14 protein-coding genes are annotated in these 17,341 nt (G+C 61.2%); 7 read left to right on the top strand and 7 right to left on the bottom strand.

Translation table 11 applies throughout. The annotated features are described in order from the left end of the window. Positions 1-229: 229 nt before the first annotated feature. Positions 230-2,785 (top strand): helix-turn-helix transcriptional regulator, encoded by a 2,556-nt coding sequence (locus tag AC30D9_RS21145; protein WP_490144774.1) that lies wholly within the window; start codon positions 230-232, stop codon positions 2,783-2,785. 122 nt (positions 2,786-2,907) lie between these two features. Beyond that, the gene (locus AC30D9_RS21140) at positions 2,908-3,609 is read left to right on the top strand and encodes a hypothetical protein (protein ID WP_307574557.1); all 702 of its coding nucleotides are present in this window, start codon (positions 2,908-2,910) and stop codon (positions 3,607-3,609) included. Here the strand turns inward: AC30D9_RS21140 and AC30D9_RS21135 are convergent. Continuing rightward, positions 3,574-4,395 (bottom strand): IclR family transcriptional regulator, encoded by an 822-nt coding sequence (locus tag AC30D9_RS21135; protein WP_490144773.1) that lies wholly within the window; start codon positions 4,393-4,395, stop codon positions 3,574-3,576. The two genes, AC30D9_RS21140 and AC30D9_RS21135, sit on opposite strands and share 36 nt — an antisense overlap. A gap of 151 nt (positions 4,396-4,546) precedes the next feature. Between AC30D9_RS21135 and hmgA the strand changes: the two genes are divergently transcribed. The 3 genes from hmgA to maiA are packed head-to-tail and all read left to right on the top strand — an operon-like array spanning position 4,547 to position 7,805. After that, positions 4,547-5,851 (top strand): homogentisate 1,2-dioxygenase, encoded by a 1,305-nt coding sequence (gene hmgA, locus AC30D9_RS21130; RefSeq protein ID WP_490144772.1) that lies wholly within the window; start codon positions 4,547-4,549, stop codon positions 5,849-5,851. A 3-nt stretch (positions 5,852-5,854) separates the two neighbouring features. Further along, positions 5,855-7,159: a fumarylacetoacetase gene (gene fahA / locus AC30D9_RS21125; protein WP_490144771.1), complete on the top strand. Its 1,305-nt coding sequence runs from the start codon at positions 5,855-5,857 to the stop codon at positions 7,157-7,159. A 10-nt stretch (positions 7,160-7,169) separates the two neighbouring features. Then, complete coding sequence (maiA, locus tag AC30D9_RS21120; RefSeq protein ID WP_490144770.1) at positions 7,170-7,805, top strand: maleylacetoacetate isomerase; 636 nt, start codon at positions 7,170-7,172, stop codon at positions 7,803-7,805. A 206-nt stretch (positions 7,806-8,011) separates the two neighbouring features. On the opposite strand, the gene AC30D9_RS21115 is transcribed toward maiA, so the two are convergent. Continuing rightward, positions 8,012-8,815, bottom strand: coding sequence for a SirB1 family protein (locus tag AC30D9_RS21115; protein WP_307574549.1), 804 nt, complete (start codon positions 8,813-8,815; stop codon positions 8,012-8,014). A gap of 186 nt (positions 8,816-9,001) precedes the next feature. Between AC30D9_RS21115 and AC30D9_RS21110 the strand changes: the two genes are divergently transcribed. Further along, the gene (locus AC30D9_RS21110; protein WP_109754854.1) at positions 9,002-10,021 is read left to right on the top strand and encodes a Glu/Leu/Phe/Val dehydrogenase family protein; all 1,020 of its coding nucleotides are present in this window, start codon (positions 9,002-9,004) and stop codon (positions 10,019-10,021) included. A 137-nt stretch (positions 10,022-10,158) separates the two neighbouring features. On the opposite strand, the gene glyA is transcribed toward AC30D9_RS21110, so the two are convergent. The 5 genes from glyA to AC30D9_RS21085 all read right to left on the bottom strand — a co-directional run bounded on the left by glyA (position 10,159) and on the right by AC30D9_RS21085 (position 15,590). Next, positions 10,159-11,397 (bottom strand): serine hydroxymethyltransferase, encoded by a 1,239-nt coding sequence (glyA, locus tag AC30D9_RS21105; RefSeq protein WP_134925757.1) that lies wholly within the window; start codon positions 11,395-11,397, stop codon positions 10,159-10,161. Positions 11,398-11,408: 11 nt separating this feature from the next. Continuing rightward, complete coding sequence (gene thrC / locus AC30D9_RS21100; RefSeq protein ID WP_307574547.1) at positions 11,409-12,662, bottom strand: threonine synthase; 1,254 nt, start codon at positions 12,660-12,662, stop codon at positions 11,409-11,411. A 94-nt stretch (positions 12,663-12,756) separates the two neighbouring features. Continuing rightward, positions 12,757-13,188: a Rid family detoxifying hydrolase gene (locus AC30D9_RS21095; RefSeq protein ID WP_134925756.1), complete on the bottom strand. Its 432-nt coding sequence runs from the start codon at positions 13,186-13,188 to the stop codon at positions 12,757-12,759. A gap of 27 nt (positions 13,189-13,215) precedes the next feature. Next, the gene (locus tag AC30D9_RS21090) at positions 13,216-14,388 is read right to left on the bottom strand and encodes an NAD(P)/FAD-dependent oxidoreductase (RefSeq protein ID WP_490144769.1); all 1,173 of its coding nucleotides are present in this window, start codon (positions 14,386-14,388) and stop codon (positions 13,216-13,218) included. After that, the gene (locus AC30D9_RS21085) at positions 14,385-15,590 is read right to left on the bottom strand and encodes a benzoate/H(+) symporter BenE family transporter (protein ID WP_490144768.1); all 1,206 of its coding nucleotides are present in this window, start codon (positions 15,588-15,590) and stop codon (positions 14,385-14,387) included. The genes AC30D9_RS21090 and AC30D9_RS21085 overlap by 4 nt, the downstream gene beginning before the upstream one ends. A 342-nt stretch (positions 15,591-15,932) precedes the next feature. On the opposite strand from AC30D9_RS21085, the gene AC30D9_RS21080 reads away from it, so the two are divergent. Beyond that, positions 15,933-17,324, top strand: a complete 1,392-nt coding sequence (locus tag AC30D9_RS21080; RefSeq protein ID WP_490144767.1) for an aminotransferase-like domain-containing protein — start codon at positions 15,933-15,935, stop codon at positions 17,322-17,324. Positions 17,325-17,341 lie beyond the last annotated feature (17 nt).

Below are 17,341 nucleotides of genomic sequence, written 5' to 3'. Positions count from 1 at the left end.
GATAACGCGGTTCAGCTTTTGGACCGCAGTGAGGCTATCGCGGGCAAGCCTTGCTCCCACAATAAATCCAACCCTCGCAAGGTTATGTCTGACTTGATAGTCGTGATCGACCGGCAGCGCCCCTGCCGGTCGTTTTTTTATGGGCGCCAATCAGCGCGCTGAATACTTCTCCAAAGCTTGGCGACACAGGACTAGGGTGGTGAGATAACAATAAACAGGATCTTCACCCATGACCGCCATGACCCCGTGTCCGGACCGTCCAGGATTGCTGCCTCGCCTGTCCTCGACGCATGTGCCGCGGCGGTCCCTGAGCGAGCCGCTGCTGACTTCCGAAGCGCGGGTAAAATTGCTCTGCGCGCCGGCGGGCAGTGGCAAGAGTGCGTTGTTCGCCGAATGCTTCCTGCAGGCTCCCCCCGGTTGTCGATTGCATTGGTTGCCCTTGGGGGGCACGGCATTGAGCGCGGTGCAAATGTGCGAGCGCCTGGCGCAGACCCTCGGTTTGCCGACGCTGGATGAGGCGGGCTTGCTCGCCCACTTGGCGCGTTTGCAAACCCCGACGTGGTTGTTCCTGGATGATTACTGCCGGGTGCCGAATCCCGAGCTGGACCAGTTGCTCGACCGCCTGCTGAACACCAGCAGTCCGGCGTTGCACCTGTGGTTGAATGGCCGCCGTCGTCCCCATTGCAACTGGCCGCGGCTGTTACTCGATGACGAACTGCACGAGTTCGATGCGCAGGCGTTGTTCTTCACCCCTGACGATGTCCTGCCATTGCTTCGTCACCTGCCCGCTCCCCAGGCTGCCCGCACTGCCCGTGAGGTGATCCAGCGCAGTGGCGGCTGGTGTGCCGGAGTACGTATCACCCTGCTCGAGCGTTGCGAATGGGCGCGCAGTCATGCAACGCCAGGGCGCCCCGGGACCTTGCTCGACTACCTGGAGTACGAACTGTTCAGCACGCTGACCCCGGACCTGGCGCAGGCCTGGCGTGTGCTGGCGCGTTTGCCGCGCTTCAATGCCCGGCTGTGCGAGCATCTGTTCGGCGACACCGTGGGGGCTGAATGCCTGCCGTTGTTGCTGGACCTGGGGTGTTTCATCGAGCCGTGGGAGCAGACGTCGGATTGGTTGCAAATCTTCCCGGCCCTGGCCCGGCTGGTCCGTGAAGAGCCCTGGTCCCAGGGGCGTTCCTGGCATCGTCGGGCCTGCCAGTGGTTTGCTGCCGAGCAGGACTGGCAAATGGCGTTCGAACAAGCCCTGTTGGCCGAGGAGTTCGAGACCGCCGTCAGTTTCTTGCAGCATCTGAGCTTCGAGCACGTCTTGCAGCGCCGTAACGTCGTGTTGTTGCTGGGCTTGCACGATCAACAAGGCGAAGCGCTGACCCTCGGTACGCCGCAATCGGTGGGGTTGGTCACCGCTGCGCTGCTGTTCGCCGGCCGCTTCGACCAGGCATCGGCATGTATTGAGCAACTGGCCAGGTTCATGCCGCAGCCTTCAGCCTGTCGGCAGCGACAGGTGCTGGCAAGGTGGCAGGTCTTGCAGGGCTGGCTGCTGCACCTCTCGGGCGACGGCGAGCAGGCGCGTGAGCACTTCCTCCAAGCCCAGGCCAGCCTGGACCCCGATGCCTGGGCCCAGCGGGTGCTATGCCTGGGTGGGCTGACGCAGCAGGCGCTGCTTGCAGGCGAACTGGCTTCTGCGCAATGGATCAATCGCCAGGCATTGTGCCTGGCGCGTGCCCAAGGCTCGCTGGTTTTTGAAGGGTTGCTGGAACTGGACCATGCCCAGATCCTAGAGCAACGGGGCGCGCCGCACCGGGCCGATCATCTGTTGGCCGCGGTCCAGGCGCTGCTGGATAAACCGGGCCAGGATTTTTCTGCGTTGTTGGGGCGTATTGCCTTGCGGCGTGGGCGCCTGGCCATGCGCATGGGCTTTGGGGAACGGGCCGCCGAACAGTTTCAAGCGGGCCTGGAAACGGGCCTGCACAGCCAGGACAAACAGGTGCTCTACGGCTTTCTCGGCAAGGCTACCCTGGCCGCCAACCAAGGCGATTATGGCGAAGCCTTCATGCAATTGCGCGATGCCGAGCGAATCATGCAGCAGCGGCACATTCCCGACACCGTTTACCGTGGCGTGTTGTTACAAACCAGTTGCCAGTTCTGGTTGCAACAGGGACGGGCGCAATTGGCCCATGAAGCCTTGACCCGCGTCTTGCGCCATTTTCGCGGGCCGCGGGCCAAGCACGCGCCTCCCGCGACCCTGGAGTTGATTGCGCGACTTGAATACCTGCTGGTGCTGGCCGAGGTCTACCTGCAGCGGGCAGATGATCCGCAAAATCGACTCAGGGCAATGATCGCCCAGGCACAGGCCAGTGAAATGCACAGCTTGGAAACCGAGCTGCACCTGGTGCTGACGGAGGTCGTCTGGTTGTCTGGTGATCGTGTCCAGGCCCGGACGATGATGCAGGAGGGGCTTGAACGAGTCGCCTGCTGGCGGGCCGAGCAAGCTTTGTGTGAGTTGCGCTTGCGCCAGCCCGAGCTCTTGCGGTGGGCACAAACGACGGAGCAAGTCGAGGCGACGGCGGTGCTGTCGTCCGAAGAACCGTTACTCAGTCACCGTGAACTGGAAGTGCTGGAGTTGATTGCACAGGGTTATTCCAATCAGCAAATTGCCGAACGGTTGTTCATATCGTTGCACACCGTAAAAACCCATTCGCGGCGGATACATAGCAAATTGGGGGTGCAACGGCGTACTCAAGCGGTAGCAAAAGCCAAAGTCATGGGCATGATGGCTTAGCTTCAAATGAGTTATTTACGCACTCTTACACTTTGCCTTTTTACAATAAGGGGGGCGCCTGAGGTATAACTTAATGACCGGCCGAACAGGAAGTTCGAGCCCCTGATATGACAAGGATGTTTATGAATACTCAATTGTTTTCTTCTTACTCCGAAAGACTTCGCGCCCTGAAGAACACTCGCGTGGACTTTGCCGTGAAAGTGCTATTGGGCGACCACCTGCAAGGCTTGGGTGTCAACCCGTTGAATACCTATTTGAATACGTTGGCAGACTTTCCTAATCCTGAAGTTGGATCTTCCGAAACCCTGTTCGATGAAGCGCTGGCCTGTGTTGTGGAGCAGCGATTGCCCAACTACACACAAGCCGTCAGCAATGTGTTCAGCAAGCGTTATTCCTTTGCCACGGAAGATCGGGTCAAGGCCCTGGATTTAATCGCTTTTGAAAAAATTGTCGTGGATATCGTTACAAGCCTGACAGAAAAACCTGCAATGGATTTATCCAAGCGCTCTATCAGGCCGTTGGATGCCATGGATGTTCATGCAGCCTTGAAAGTTCATTTGCCCGGCGTCGACCTGGATAAAGTCTACGTCACCAGTTTTGTGCCCCATGACTCCGGTGAACGGATGGTGTCGTCTTCCGAATTACTGGTTGAATACCTACTGGACCATTTCCACCATGATGATATTCCCTATCACTCCAAGGGCGATCATCAGGGTATTTATATGGTCGCCTTCAGTGGCGAAGAACGTGATTGCCATCCGCGACTGGTCCCGGCGCACCTCAATGAACTACTGATCAGGATTGTCCCGGATTTCCTGGGCTGATCCCGGACCTGCTTCATACCCCATCCGCCAACTCACGGCCCGGGTCGCCGCCAACAGGCGTTGCGCCGCCGGGCCGTTTTCGTCGGCGTGGAACAGCGAGGTCGGACCGACGATGGTCATCACCGCCTTCACCTCGCCAACGGCATTGAATACCGGTGCAGACAAGGCATCCACGCCCGGCATCAGCAAGCCATGCACATGGTGCAGGCCGCGACGGCGAATCTGCTCGCACAGGGCGGCGTAGGCGCGGTCGTCGGCGAGCGCGTGATGCTCGCTGCCCTGTACTTCCCGCTCGCGCAAACCGATGGTCTCGCGCTCCGGTAGATAAGCGCTGAACACCAGCCCCGTGGACGAGCTGAGCAGCGGCAATACCGAGCCCAGTTGCGTCACCACGGTCACGGCCCGCACGGCGGGTTCGATGCGCACCACGGTTGCGCCATGGTTACCCCAAACCGCCAGGAAGCAGGTTTCGTTCAAGTCGTCGCGCAACTCGGACAACGGCAGGGCGGCGACTTGCAGCACGTCCATGCCATTGAGCGCCGCCAGGCCAACACGCAGGGCCTCACGGCCCAGGCCATAGTGGTTGGTGGCGGCGTTCTGCTCGGCAAACCCGCTGGCGATCAAGGCCTGCAAGTATCGATGCACTTTGCTCGCCGGCATTTGCACGTGTTCGGCCAGCCGCGAGAGCGATGTGGAGGGGGACAGTTCAGCCAGCGCCTTGAGGATGTCGGTGCCGACTTCGGCCGAGCGGACTTTCTGTTTACCGTTGCTGAGCGGGGTTTCCATGGTGGCGCAGGGTCCAGAGGCGAATGGGCGTCTTTATAGCTTGACGGTCGCTGGCGAGCAAATTACGTTATGCGTAATTGAATTACGATAAAAATAACCCGGTGCGCCTCAACCACTCCGTTGAGTGACGGGCCGCATTCCAGGAGGCTCCATGAACCTCGATTCCCCAGTGTCGGACCTGGTCTACCAATCAGGCTTCGGTAACGAATTTGCCAGCGAAGCATTGCCCGGCGCATTACCGGTGGGCCAGAACTCGCCGCAGAAAGCCCCGTACGGTCTCTATACCGAATTGTTCTCCGGCACCGCGTTCACCATGGCCCGCAGCGAAGCGCGGCGTACCTGGATGTATCGCATCCGGCCCTCGGCCAATCACCCGGCCTTCACCCGGCTCGAACGGCAATTGGCAGGTGGTCCATTGGGCGAAGTCACGCCCAATCGCCTGCGTTGGAACCCGCTGGAGATTCCCGTCGAGCCCACCGACTTCATCGACGGGCTGGTGCGCATGGCGGCCAATGCCGGTGCGGACAAACCGGCCGGCATCAGCCTTTATCACTACCGGGCCAACCGCTCCATGGAACGGGTGTTTTTCAACGCCGACGGTGAATGGCTGATCGTGCCGCAACTGGGACGGCTGCGGATCGCCACCGAACTGGGTGTGCTGGAGCTGGCACCGCTGGAAATCGCCGTGCTGCCCCGGGGCCTGAAGTTTCGTGTCGAACTGCTCGATCCGCAGGCCCGTGGTTACTTGGCCGAGAACCATGGCGCGCCGCTGCGCTTGCCGGACCTCGGGCCCATCGGCAGCAACGGCCTGGCGAACCCACGGGACTTCCTGACGCCGGTCGCCCATTACGAGAATCTCGCGCAACCGACCCCGCTGGTGCAGAAATTCCTCGGTGAGTTGTGGGGTTGCGAGCTGGATCATTCGCCCCTCGACGTGGTGGCCTGGCACGGCAACAACGTGCCGTACAAGTATGATCTGCGTCGCTTCAACACCATTGGTACGGTCAGCTTCGATCACCCGGATCCGTCGATCTTCACCGTGTTGACCTCGCCTACCAGCATCCACGGCCTGGCCAACCTCGATTTCGTGATCTTCCCGCCACGCTGGATGGTGGCGGAAAAAACCTTCCGTCCGCCGTGGTTCCACCGCAACCTGATGAATGAATTCATGGGCCTGATCCAAGGCGCCTACGACGCCAAGGCTGAAGGTTTCCTGCCGGGTGGTGCGTCCTTGCACAGTTGCATGAGTGCCCATGGGCCGGACGGCGAAACCTGCACCAAGGCGATCAACGCTGAACTTCAGCCGGCGAAAATCGATAACACCATGGCCTTCATGTTCGAGACCAGCCAGGTGTTGCGTCCAAGCCGTTTCGCCCTGGACTGCCCGCAACTGCAAACCGACTACGATGCTTGTTGGGCCTCGCTGCCTGTCACGTTCGACCCGACCCGGAGATAACCCATGACTCAACCTTCCCCTGACCGTAGCTGGGTCACCTCCGCCAACGGGCATGCCGACTTCCCGCTGCAAAACCTGCCACTGGGCATTTTCAGCACCAACGGCGGCGCCCCTCGTAGCGGCGTGGCCATTGGCGAGTTCATCTTCGATTTGCAGGCCGCGTTGCAGGCGGGCCTGTTTGACGGCACGGCGCGCGAAGCTGTCGAGGCCATGAAGGACGGCCAGTTGAATGGGTTCTTCGACCTGGGCCGCGGCGCTCGGGTGGCCTTGCGTGAGCGCTTGCTGGAGTTGCTGCGCGAAGACAGCTCGCTGCGGGGCAAGATCGAAGCCCAGGGTGCGAAGCTGCTGGTTCGCACCGCCGACTGCCAGATGCACTTGCCGGCCAGGATCAATGACTACACCGACTTCTACGTCGGTATCGAACACGCGCAAAATGTCGGCAAGCTGTTCCGTCCCGACAATCCCTTGTTGCCCAACTACAAGTATGTGCCCATCGGTTACCACGGCCGCGCCTCGACCATTCGCCCCTCCGGCACCGACGTGCGCCGTCCCAAGGGCCAAACCCTGCCCGCCGGCCAGACCGAGCCGACTTTCGGTCCGTGTGCACGGCTGGACTATGAGCTGGAACTGGGGGTCTGGATCGGCAAGGGTAATGCCCTGGGCGAACCCATCGCCATCGGCGATGCCGCTGAGCACATTGGCGGGTTCTGCCTGCTCAACGACTGGTCGGCCCGGGATATCCAGGCTTGGGAATACCAGCCCCTGGGGCCATTTCTGTCGAAGAGTTTCCTGACCAGTATTTCGCCGTGGGTGGTGACCGCTGAAGCCCTGGAACCGTTCCGCCGCCCGCAACCGGCGCGCCCGGAAGGCGATCCACAGCCACTGCCGTATCTGCTGGACAAGCGTGACCAGGCCAGCGGTGCCTTCGACATCGAGCTGGAGGTCCTGCTGCTGACCGAGGCCATGGTCGAGCAAAACCTGCCGGCCCAGCGCCTGACCCTGAGCAACACCCAGTACATGTACTGGACCGTGGCGCAAATGGTCGCGCACCACAGCGTCAACGGTTGCCAGTTGCAGGCCGGTGATCTGTTTGGCTCGGGTACTTTGTCGGGGCCTGAAAACCATCAATTCGGCAGCCTGCTGGAAATCACCGAGGGTGGCAAAAAACCGATCGAACTGGCCTCTGGCGAAGTGCGCCGCTTCCTCGAGGACGGTGATGAAATCATCCTGCGGGCCCGTTGCCGCCGCGAGGGTTTCGCCTCCATCGGCTTCGGCGAGTGCCGGGGCAAGATCCTGCCGGCGCGTTGAGGATCAGGGCATGGAACTCTATACCTACTACCGTTCCACCTCGTCCTACCGGGTGCGCATTGCGCTGGCGCTCAAGGGCCTGGATTACCAGGCCCTGCCAGTCAACCTGATCGCAGCGCCGGGGGGCGAACATCGCCAGCCGGCCTACCTGGCGATCAATCCCCAAGGCCGGGTGCCGGCGTTGCGTACCGATGAAGGCGCGCTGCTGGTGCAATCGCCCGCCATCATCGAATACCTGGAGGAGCGTTATCCCCAGGTGCCGCTACTCAGCGCAGACCTGGCGGTTCGGGCCCATGAGCGTGGTGTGGCGGCGTTGATCGGTTGCGATATTCACCCCCTGCACAACGTCAGCGTGCTCAACAAATTGCGCCAGTGGGGCCACGATGAAACCCAGGTGACGGAATGGATCGGGCACTGGATCAGCCAGGGGCTGGCGGCCGTGGAGCAGTTGATTGGCGATGACGGCTATTGCTTCGGTGCAGAGCCGGGGGTGGCGGACGTGTTCCTGATTCCGCAGTTGTACGCGGCCGAGCGTTTCAATGTGTCCTTGCAGGCGTATCCGCGGATCCGTCGCGTGGCGGCGTTGGCGGCTGGGCATGCGGCGTTCCAACAGGCGCACCCGGCGAATCAACCCGATACACCTTGATCATTCCTGTGGGAGCGAGCCTGCTCGCGATAGCGGTGGGTCAGCCCCAATGATGTTGGCGCTGCCTGCCTCATCGCGAGCAGGCTCGCTCCCACATGTGGTCTGCGGTGAACATAGAGCCTGAGTTCGATGCGATCAACTGTGGGAGCGAGCTTGCTCGCGATAGCGATTCAACCAGCAACCTGAATCTGCACGCCTGCAACCGCTCAATGCACAATCGAATTCGGTGGCAAATGCCCCAGCCGCTCCGTCAGCCGAATTCGCTGGATCGGGTCGTCGCTGAGCATCAGCGCATGTTCCAGGTCGAAGCGCTCGGCATTCGGACAGTCGAGCCGCTGATACAGGCTGGCGCGGGCCAGGTAGTCGGCGGCGCTGGCGTTGCCCAGCTCCAGCACCCGTTCGGCGTCGATCAGGGCCGCGATGTAATCGTCGTTGGCCAGATGCAGTTGGCGCAGGTTGCGCGACAGGCGCTGGAGCATCTGTATCGGCTCGGCGGTGACCAGGTGTTCTGCCTTGAGCGGCATGTTCGCGCCGTATTGGCGCTGTAGCAGTTCCCGGCAGTCATTGGGGTACAGCCGGCGGCCACCACACGGATCGAGCAGATGATCGGCCCCGGGTACTTTCAGCAGGAAATGGCCGGGGAAATTGACACCGACCATCGGAATTTCCAGGCCTCGGGCCAACTCCAGGGCAATCAAACTCAGCGCCAGGGGTTGCCCGCGCTTGCGGGTGAGCACTTGGTTCAGCAGCGCCGCACGTGGGCGCAGCGGCGTGAAATCGTCCTGGGCGAACCCCAGGTCATTGAGTCGTCGCAACAAAGGTTGGCCCAGCTCGCTGACCGGCAACATCGGCAGGCCGTGGCTGACCCGCTGTTGCAGCTCCTTGAAATCCTTCAGCAAGGCCGGTACGTCCACATCGCTATCATGTTCGGCAGCGATCCACAGCGCCGCTTCGAACAGCGCCGGTGGCGAACGGTGCAAACAGTCAAAAAAGGCTTGGCGCGGTTTCATCAAACTCTCCGGGCTATGCCTCGTTTTAGCCCTGCCTTGGATTTTCGTCCAGTCTCGGACAGACGCAGTTACAGGTTATGCCGAAAAAGACTGACAACCCCGGCGGCTTATTCCGGCGTACTCCAGCAATTTTCGACTGCACGCCTATACTGGCGAAACAAACAAAAGTGATTCGGGAGCCTTACGATGTTTGCTCTCATGCAAAGCTCCCGCCTTGAATCGCTGCACCTAAGCGTAGACCCGACGACCGGGTTGAAGGCGGTGATTGCCATTCATTGCAGCCGTCCCGGGCCCGCCCTGGGGGGCTGTCGTTATCTTGCCTACCCCGACGACGAAAGTGCCGTGGCTGATGCCGTGCGCCTGGCCCAGGGCATGAGCTACAAGGCGGCGCTGGCCGGCCTGCCCGTGGGGGGCGGGGTGGCGGTGATCATGCGCCCGGCCCATGTCGAGAGTCGGGCGGCGCTGTTCGAAGCCTTCGGTCGTTGTATCGAGCAATTGGACGGGCGCTACATCACCGCTATCGACAGCGGTACGTCGGTGGCCGACATGGATTGCATCGCCCAGCAGACGCGCCATGTCACCAGCACCACCGCCTCGGGAGACCCTGCGCCCCACGCGGCGATGGGAGTCTTTGCCGGCATCCGTGCCACCGCCATGGCCCGCCTGGGCAGCGATAATCTCGAAAGCCTGCGGGTGGCGATCCAGGGGCTGGGCAATGTCGGTTATGCCCTGGCCGAACAGCTGCACGCGGCGGGTGCCGAACTGCTGGTCAGTGACATCGACCCAGGCAAGGTGCAATTGGCGATGGAGCAACTGGGCGCTCATCCGATCGCCAACGATGCGTTGCTCAGCACCCCCTGCGACATCCTTGCCCCCTGCGGGCTGGGCGGCGTGCTCAACAGCCACAGCGTGGCGCAACTGCGTTGCTCGGCCGTTGCCGGCTCGGCCCATAATCAGTTGAGCAACCTGCAGGTGGCCGACCAGCTGGAAAGACGTGGAATCCTCTATGCGCCGGACTATGTGATCAACTCCGGCGGGCTGATCTACGTCGCGTTGAAACACCGTGGCGAAGAACTGTCGACGATCACCGCGCACTTGTCGAAGATCGGTGCCCGCCTCACGGAAGTCTTCGCCCACGCCCAGGCGGAGAAACGCTCACCGGCCCGGGTGGCCGATGAGCTGGCGGAGCGTTTGTTGTACCGCTGAAAATCAAAAGGAAGTAATGGGTAGCAGTGAAGCAGCCGATCTGTGGGAGCAGGGCTTGCCCGCGATGCAGGCGTCGCGACTGTTCAGGCTAACCGAGTCATCGTTCATCGCGAGCAAGCTTTGCTCCCACAGCTGCATCACCTCAACAGATACACCGGAAAGCATTCGCACAAATGCATCACCCGGCGCCGGGTGTTATCCAGGCGCGCGGCGTTGTCCGGTTGTTCCAGCAGGTCGGCGATCAAGTTCGCCACTTCGGCACATTCCGCTTCGCCAAAGCCGCGTGTGGTCAATGCCGGTGTGCCGATGCGAATGCCGCTGGTGATCGCCGGTTTCTGCGGATCATTGGGGATCGCGTTTTTGTTCAGGGTGATGTGGGCACTTTCCAGCAGGGCCTCGGCGTCTTTGCCAGTGATGTTCATCGAGCGCAGATCGAGCAGGAACATGTGGCAGTCGGTACCACCGGACACTACCCGCAAGCCGCGTCGGGTCAGGACGTCGGCCATGACGCGGGCGTTGTCGATCACCCGCTGCTGGTAATGCTTGAACCCGTCGCCCAAGGCTTCGTTGAACGCCACGGCTTTGGCGGCGATGACGTGCATCAGCGGGCCGCCCTGGTACACCGGGAAAATCGTCTTGTCGAGCAGGGCGGCGTATTGCGCCTTCGCCAGGATCAAGCCACCGCGCGGGCCGCGCAAGGTCTTGTGGGTGGTGGAGGTGATGAAGTCGGCGATGCCAACCGGCGACGGGTAGACACCGGCGGCGATCAACCCGGCGTAGTGCGCCATGTCCACCATCAGGTAGGCGCCGATTTCATCGCAGATCTTGCGAAAGCGCTGGAAGTCGATGGTCCGCGAATAGGCCGAGGCCCCGGCGATGATCATCTTGGGTCGGTGTTCCCTGGCCAGGGCCTCCATTTCTTCGTAGTCGAGGGTTTCGGTTTCCTTGTCCAGGCCATAGGAAAAAGCCCGGTACACTTTGCCGGAAAAATTCACCGAGGCGCCGTGGGTCAGGTGGCCGCCGTGGGCCAGGGACATGCCCAGGATCGTATCGCCAGGTTCGAGTACCGCCAGGAAAACCGCCTGGTTGGCCTGGGAGCCTGAGTGCGGTTGCACGTTGACGTATTCGCAATTGAACAGCTTGCGAGCACGTTCGATGGCCAGGTTCTCGACCTCATCGACGACCTTGCAGCCGCCGTAGTAGCGCCTGCCCGGATAACCTTCGGCATATTTGTTGGTCAGTACCGAGCCCTGGGCCTGGAGCACTTCTTCGCTGACATAGTTTTCCGAAGCGATCAGCTCCAGGTGGGTTTCCTGGCGATTGCGCTCGCGGTCGATCAGGCGGGCAATGGCGGGGTCGAAATTTTGCAGGCTCATGGTGTGATTCCTTAGATAAGCGCTTCGGCCGGTGGCGCAGTCACGTGATGCGGGAACGCCCGTGCCTGGCTTTGGGTCGAGTTGGACAGAAAAATCGAGGTGTCTTTCAAACCGCTGCCGGTGATCAGGATCACGGCGGTTTGCGTCGTGTCGGGGTGTGTTTCTGCATACTTGAGCAGGCCGGCGAAGGCGCTGGCGGCTCCGGCTTCTGGAAACACGCCGGTGCTGGCGGCCAACCTGGAGGCGGCGGCGACAATGCTCGGGTCGCTGACGCAGATGAACTCTCCGCCGCTGGCGGTAACCGCACGCATGGCCTTGAGGCGATCACGTGGCAGCGCCACATTGATACTGCTGGCCAGGCTGGTGGGGGGACGGCGTTCGGTTTTCTGCATCGAGCGGTCGTTGCGCCAGGCGCGGTACATGAAGTCGCTGTGCTCGGCCTGCACGCCGATCAGGCGTGGGATGCGTTCGATCCAACCCAATTGCAGCAAGTCGAAAAAGCCTTTGTAGACCGAGCCCAGGATGCAGCCGTTGCCGACGGGCACGAACACCAGGTCTGGCACCTGCCAGTTGAGTTGTTCGCACATTTCGAAGGCGACGGTTTTCTTGCCTTCGCTCATGTACGAGTTGATCCCGGTGGTGCGGTTGTACCAGCCGTGGTCTTCGCAGGCCTTGAGGCATTGTTCGAAGGCTTCGTCATATTGCCCATCGACCAGCACGATCTCGGCCCCGTAGCCTTGCATCTGCGCGAGCTTTTCGCGAGGCGCGCTCTTGGGCAGGTAAATGACGTTGTGCAGGCCCAGGCTGGCGCTCATCCCGGCCAATGCCGAAGCGGCATTGCCGGTGCTGGCCACCGCTACGGTACGCGCACCGGATTGCATGGCGTGGGCCACCGCCAGGGCGCTGGCGCGATCCTTCAACGACCCGGTTGGTTGCCGCGATTCGTCTTTTACGAAGACTTTGATTCGAGCACCTTTGCCGAGCAATTCGGGGCGCGAGTACAGCGGCGTATTGCCCACCAATAACGGTGGAATGAACTGCGTCGAGCTCAACGGCATCAAGCGGTCATAACGCCACATGCCACGGCCGTGGTCATGGGCCAGGCTGTCCCGGGACCATTCGCGCTTGAGTGTCGGGTAATCGTAAAGCGCGTCCAGCGCGCCATCGATTTTGCAGTGAGGGCAGTAGTAGCTGACCTCATGGGGCTGGTAGCTTCGATCGCAAGCCAGGCACTGCAATACATACTCTCTGTACGAATTTTTCATGGTCACCCTCTGAAAGTACGCTGTGCTGGTGCTTTCCTTGCCAACGTCGGTCCAGTTCACCGGACCGACGGGCACTCCGCTGACAGAAGGTGTTTCAGATCACCATGATGGCGTCGATGGCAACCAGGGTATTGCGTGCCAGTGCACTGGCACCGGCGGTGGTGCGGGCCGGATACGGCTTGGTGAAGTACTCTTCCATGACGCGGTTGAGGGTTGGGAACTCACTCAGGTCAGTGATGAACGCCGTGACCTTGACCACGTTCGCCAGGGTGCCACCTGCCGCTTCGGCCATTTGCGCCAGGTTGTCGAGGGTCTGGCGCAGTTGGCCTTCGAAATCCTTGGCCAGCACTTCATTGTTCAGCGCCGAGACCGGGGTCTGTGCCGACAGGTAGATGGTCTGCCCGTGATTGACCTTGATGCCCTGGGAATAGGTGCCCAGCGGCAGCGGTGCCTTGTCGGTGAAAATCACGTTTTCTTCACCCAGGAAAGGTTTGGCGGCGGGCTGGATTTGAGCGGTGGTTTGCATGGTGACGTTCCTTGTTAAGTGGATGGGTTAGTGCAAATCGGCAACCTGCTTGACGGCCAGGCTGGAAAACTCCTCGTCGCGGCAACGGGCTGGAGAAAAGTGCTGGTAGTTGAGTTGCAGCGCCGCCAGGTCGTCCGGCATGGCGATGCCCAGCGCCGCATGGCTGCACAAGCGTGCAATGGCGGGTGCTGCCTGGATGCCGTAGCCACCGAGGGCCGCGAGCCAGATAAAACTCTCTTGCTGTGGGTCCTGGCCGAGCACCGGCGAGCGGTCGGCGACGAAGGTGCGCAGGCCTGCCCATTTATTGATGATCGAGCGCGGACGCAGGCGCGTGGTGTTTTGCAGGCGATCCATGGTGATGGCCAGGTCCAGCTCTTCCGGCAGCGCGTCACAGGGCAGCGAAGGGCTTTCATCGCACGGGGAGACGATCAGTCGCCCGGCTTCAGGTTTGATGAAAATGTCCTCGTCCACCGTGCCCAGGTAGGGTGTGTGGTGCACGTCGCACTGTGGATCGACCGCCAGCACGGTGCGCCGCAACGGGCGGACACCGACCTTGGGCACGCCGCAGCGCTCGGCGACTTCGTCGGCCCAGGCTCCGGCGGAGTTGACCACGGTGGCTGCTTGCAGTTGCTGACCGTCCTGGGTGTGCAAGCGCCAGTGCCCAGCGCGATATTCGCCACGCAGCACTTGGGTCTCACGCTTGATCACACCACCGCGGGCACGCAGCCCACCGAGGTAGGCGCCGTGGATGCCATGCACGTCCAGGTCGAAGGCGCTGGGCTCGTAGATCCCGGCACTCCAGGCGCCTTCGGCGAGGTAGGGGACCAGTTCCAGCACTTGCTTGGCGTCGAGCAACTCGGCCGTGGGCACTTGCCCCAGTACGGCGCTGAAACGCGCTTTGAGTTTGTCCACCCGTGCCGCCTGGGCCACGATCAGCGCGCCCCGTGGTGCCCATAGCGGATGCTCGGCCAGGCCTTCGGGCGGGTTTTCGAAGAAGCCGCGGGATGCGCAGGTCAGTGAGCGGATCTGCTGGTTGCCGTAGCTTTCCATCGAGATCGCGGCTGAACGCCCCGTGGTGTGATAGGCCAGTTGCTGTTCCTGTTCGAGCAGGCAGACGCTGCCATGGGCCGCCAATTCATAAGCGGCAGACACGCCGGCGATGCCGCCACCGATCACAATGAAGTCGTAACGAGCGATCATGGTCGGCTGCCCTCGGCGATAACGGCGGCTTTGCTTTCGCGGGTGTAAGTCAGCACGAAGTGCGCCACGAGGCCGAAGATCAACCCCCAGAATGCGGCGGCCAGGCCAAGGAAGCTCATGCCCGAAGCGGTCACCAGGAAGGTGATCAGCGCGGCTTCACGTTGCTTCTCGTCAGCCATGGCGCCGCTCAGCCCGGCGCTGATCGCGCCAAACAAGGCGAGGCCGGCGAGGGATGCGATCAATTCTTTCGGCAGGGCGGAGAACACCGAGGCCAGGGTGGCGCCAAAGGTGCCCATCAGAATGTAGAACACCCCGCAGGCAATTCCGGCCATGTAGCGTTTGTCGCGGTCCTCGTGGGCTTCGCGGCCGGTGCAGATCGCTGCGGTAATGGCCGCCAGGTTAAAACCGTGGGAACCGAATGGAGCCATCAGCACCGAGCCAATCGCAGTGACGGAAATGATCGAGCGCGCTGGCGTGTTGTAGCCCGAGGTGCGCAACACCGCCATGCCAGGCACGTACTGGCCGGTCAAGGTCACCAGCGCCAGTGGCAGACCGATGTTGATGATTGCGTGCCAATTCCATTCAGGGGCAATGAAGACCGGTTGGGCCACGGCGATGGTGATCGAGCTGCTGTTGAGTTCACCGAACGAGGCGGCCACCGCGCAACCGACGATCAATACCGACAGGATCGCGTAGCGTGGCGAAAAGCGCTTGAAGACCAGGTACGCCGCGATCATCGCCAGCACCAATGCCGGCTGCAACTTGATCGACATGAACAGCTCGGCGCCAAAGCGGAACAGAATGCCGGCGAGCATGGCGGCGGCAATGGCCTTGGGCAGGCGGCTCATCAGCTTGTCGAACGCCCCGGACAAACCGACCAGCGCGATGATCACCGACGCCACCACATAGGCCCCGATGGCCTGGGGCAGGGTCACGGTGGGCAGCATCGACACCAGCAACGCCGCCCCGGGCGTCGACCACGCGGTGATGACTGGAACTCGCAGGCGCCAGCTCAAGAAGAGACCGGTAATCCCGCTGCCGATGGAGATGGCCCAGATCCAGGAAGACACCACGTCGTTGGGCAGGTGCGCTTCCTTGGCTGCCTGGAACACGATGATGAGCGGGCCGGCGTAGGAGATGATCACGGCGATGAAGCCCGCAATCACCGCTGACAGGGATAGATCCTTTCTGAATGTGTCCATGATGTCTCGACTTGGCGCGACAGGAGCGCGCGGTAGGTGATTGAGTCGATTGATTCGATTCGATATCAGTGTATTTGAATAAATTGAGTTGATTCAATAGGGGGCGGGATTGTTACGAGATATTTTTCTGCTGCTACAGTCTGTTTTTGGTGTTTTAGAGAATTAATTTATTGATTTTAATGGATATTTTTCGTCGTAAAAATTTATTGATGTCGCGCCGTGGATCCGTCCAATAATCGAATCAATCGATTCAATACCTTGATTGCGTCGAATTATTAGTTGCCTAACCTCCATGTGATATGCTCGGATATTCATCATTTCTACGATGGGCAGTGATCATTCATGTGGGTTCCCCAGCTAAGCGAGTTCAACCAGCCGATGTATCTGTCGATTGCCGATGCGTTGGCGCGCGATATCAACAACGGCGTGTTGAACGAGGGCGATCGCCTTCCGACCTTGCGGGAGCTGGCCACCACCTTGAATGTCACGCCGGGCACTATCAGCCGGGCCTATAGCGAGGCCCACCGGCGTCGGTTGGTGCAGGGGGAGGTGGGGCGTGGCACCTACGTACTCAACCAGAAGCAGTTGGAGCTGCCGGCAAGCAACAGCGCCGCCGCGCCGCTGAACCTGGGGCAATCCGAACTGCTCGATCTTTCGATCATCAAGCCCTACAGCGAAACCCTGGAGTACTGGTTGCGCGGTGCGTTGGTGGGCATGGCCAAAAGCACCGATTTCGCTCGCGCACTGGATTACGCGCCGGATGGCGGTCACCCGGCTCATCGCGAGGCGGGTGCGCAGTGGTTGCGCCATTCATTGCCCGATGCGCAATGGCAGCAAGTGGTGATTACCGCAGGGGCCCAGCATGGCTTGATGGTCGCGATGAGCGCCCTGACCAACGCCGGTGACCTGGTGCTCTGCGAAGCGCTTTGCTACCCCGGCATCATTTCCCTGGCCCATGGCCTCGAGCGCCGTCTGCGTGGCGTGCCAATGGATGACGAAGGCATCATTCCCGAAGCATTGCGCGAACTGTGCCTGCGGGAGAAGCCGGCGATGCTGGTCTGCGTGGCGACCTGCCAGAACCCGACGGCGGCGATCATGTCGCAGAAGCGTCGGGCCCAGATCGCTGCGCTTGCCGAGGAATTCGACTTCATCATCCTGGACGATGACATCTATGGTTTCCTGGCCACTGATCCGTCGATCAAGCCACTGTCGGCCTTTGCGCCGGAGCGGTCGGTGTACCTGACCAGTCTGTCGAAATCGGTCATGCCGGCGCTTCGTGTCGGTTACATCTACAGCCCGCCGAAACTGCTGTCGCGCCTGACCTCGATGGTGCGCAGCAGTGTCTGGATGCCGTCGCCGTTGACCGCGCAGTTGGCCAGCAATGTGATTACCGAAGGCCTGGACAAGAAACTGATCCGCATCCAGCGCAACGAGGCGACGGGGCGGCAAGCGATCGCCCGGGAAATCTTTGCCGATTTCGAGCTCAAGACCCAGCCGTACTCCTATCACGTCTGGTTGACGCTGCCGGAACCATGGACCAGCGACGAGTTCACCATGCTCGCCCGGGCCAACGGTGTATTGGTGCTCAGTGGCACCCAGTTCCAGGCTGAGCGTTCGGGGGCCACGCGATGTGTACGGTTGGTGTTGATGTCGCCCACCAGCCAGGATGAACTGCGCTTCGCCCTGACCAAGCTGGCCAGCCTGATCGATTCAGACCCTCGCCGTTATTACTGAAAAAGATCGCCGCCTTC

The sequence above is a fragment of the Pseudomonas sp. DF11 genome (assembly GCF_058148565.1).
This window is presented reverse-complemented; position numbering and strand designations above follow the sequence as displayed.

What these genes read in the sequence shown, in the direction of transcription:
- fahA (WP_490144771.1), top strand. Translation starts at nt 5,855, where the DNA reads ATGACTCAACCTTCCCCTGACCGTAGCTGGGTCACCTCCGCCAACGGG.
- AC30D9_RS21085 (WP_490144768.1), bottom strand. Translation starts at nt 15,590, where the DNA reads ATGGACACATTCAGAAAGGATCTATCCCTGTCAGCGGTGATTGCGGGC.
- thrC (WP_307574547.1), bottom strand. Translation starts at nt 12,662, where the DNA reads ATGAAAAATTCGTACAGAGAGTATGTATTGCAGTGCCTGGCTTGCGAT.
- AC30D9_RS21090 (WP_490144769.1), bottom strand. Translation starts at nt 14,388, where the DNA reads ATGATCGCTCGTTACGACTTCATTGTGATCGGTGGCGGCATCGCCGGC.
- AC30D9_RS21110 (WP_109754854.1), top strand. Translation starts at nt 9,002, where the DNA reads ATGTTTGCTCTCATGCAAAGCTCCCGCCTTGAATCGCTGCACCTAAGC.
- maiA (WP_490144770.1), top strand. Translation starts at nt 7,170, where the DNA reads ATGGAACTCTATACCTACTACCGTTCCACCTCGTCCTACCGGGTGCGC.
- AC30D9_RS21135 (WP_490144773.1), bottom strand. Translation starts at nt 4,395, where the DNA reads ATGGAAACCCCGCTCAGCAACGGTAAACAGAAAGTCCGCTCGGCCGAA.
- AC30D9_RS21145 (WP_490144774.1), top strand. Translation starts at nt 230, where the DNA reads ATGACCGCCATGACCCCGTGTCCGGACCGTCCAGGATTGCTGCCTCGC.
- AC30D9_RS21115 (WP_307574549.1), bottom strand. Translation starts at nt 8,815, where the DNA reads ATGAAACCGCGCCAAGCCTTTTTTGACTGTTTGCACCGTTCGCCACCG.
- AC30D9_RS21095 (WP_134925756.1), bottom strand. Translation starts at nt 13,188, where the DNA reads ATGCAAACCACCGCTCAAATCCAGCCCGCCGCCAAACCTTTCCTGGGT.
- AC30D9_RS21080 (WP_490144767.1), top strand. Translation starts at nt 15,933, where the DNA reads ATGTGGGTTCCCCAGCTAAGCGAGTTCAACCAGCCGATGTATCTGTCG.
- AC30D9_RS21140 (WP_307574557.1), top strand. Translation starts at nt 2,908, where the DNA reads ATGAATACTCAATTGTTTTCTTCTTACTCCGAAAGACTTCGCGCCCTG.
- glyA (WP_134925757.1), bottom strand. Translation starts at nt 11,397, where the DNA reads ATGAGCCTGCAAAATTTCGACCCCGCCATTGCCCGCCTGATCGACCGC.
- hmgA (WP_490144772.1), top strand. Translation starts at nt 4,547, where the DNA reads ATGAACCTCGATTCCCCAGTGTCGGACCTGGTCTACCAATCAGGCTTC.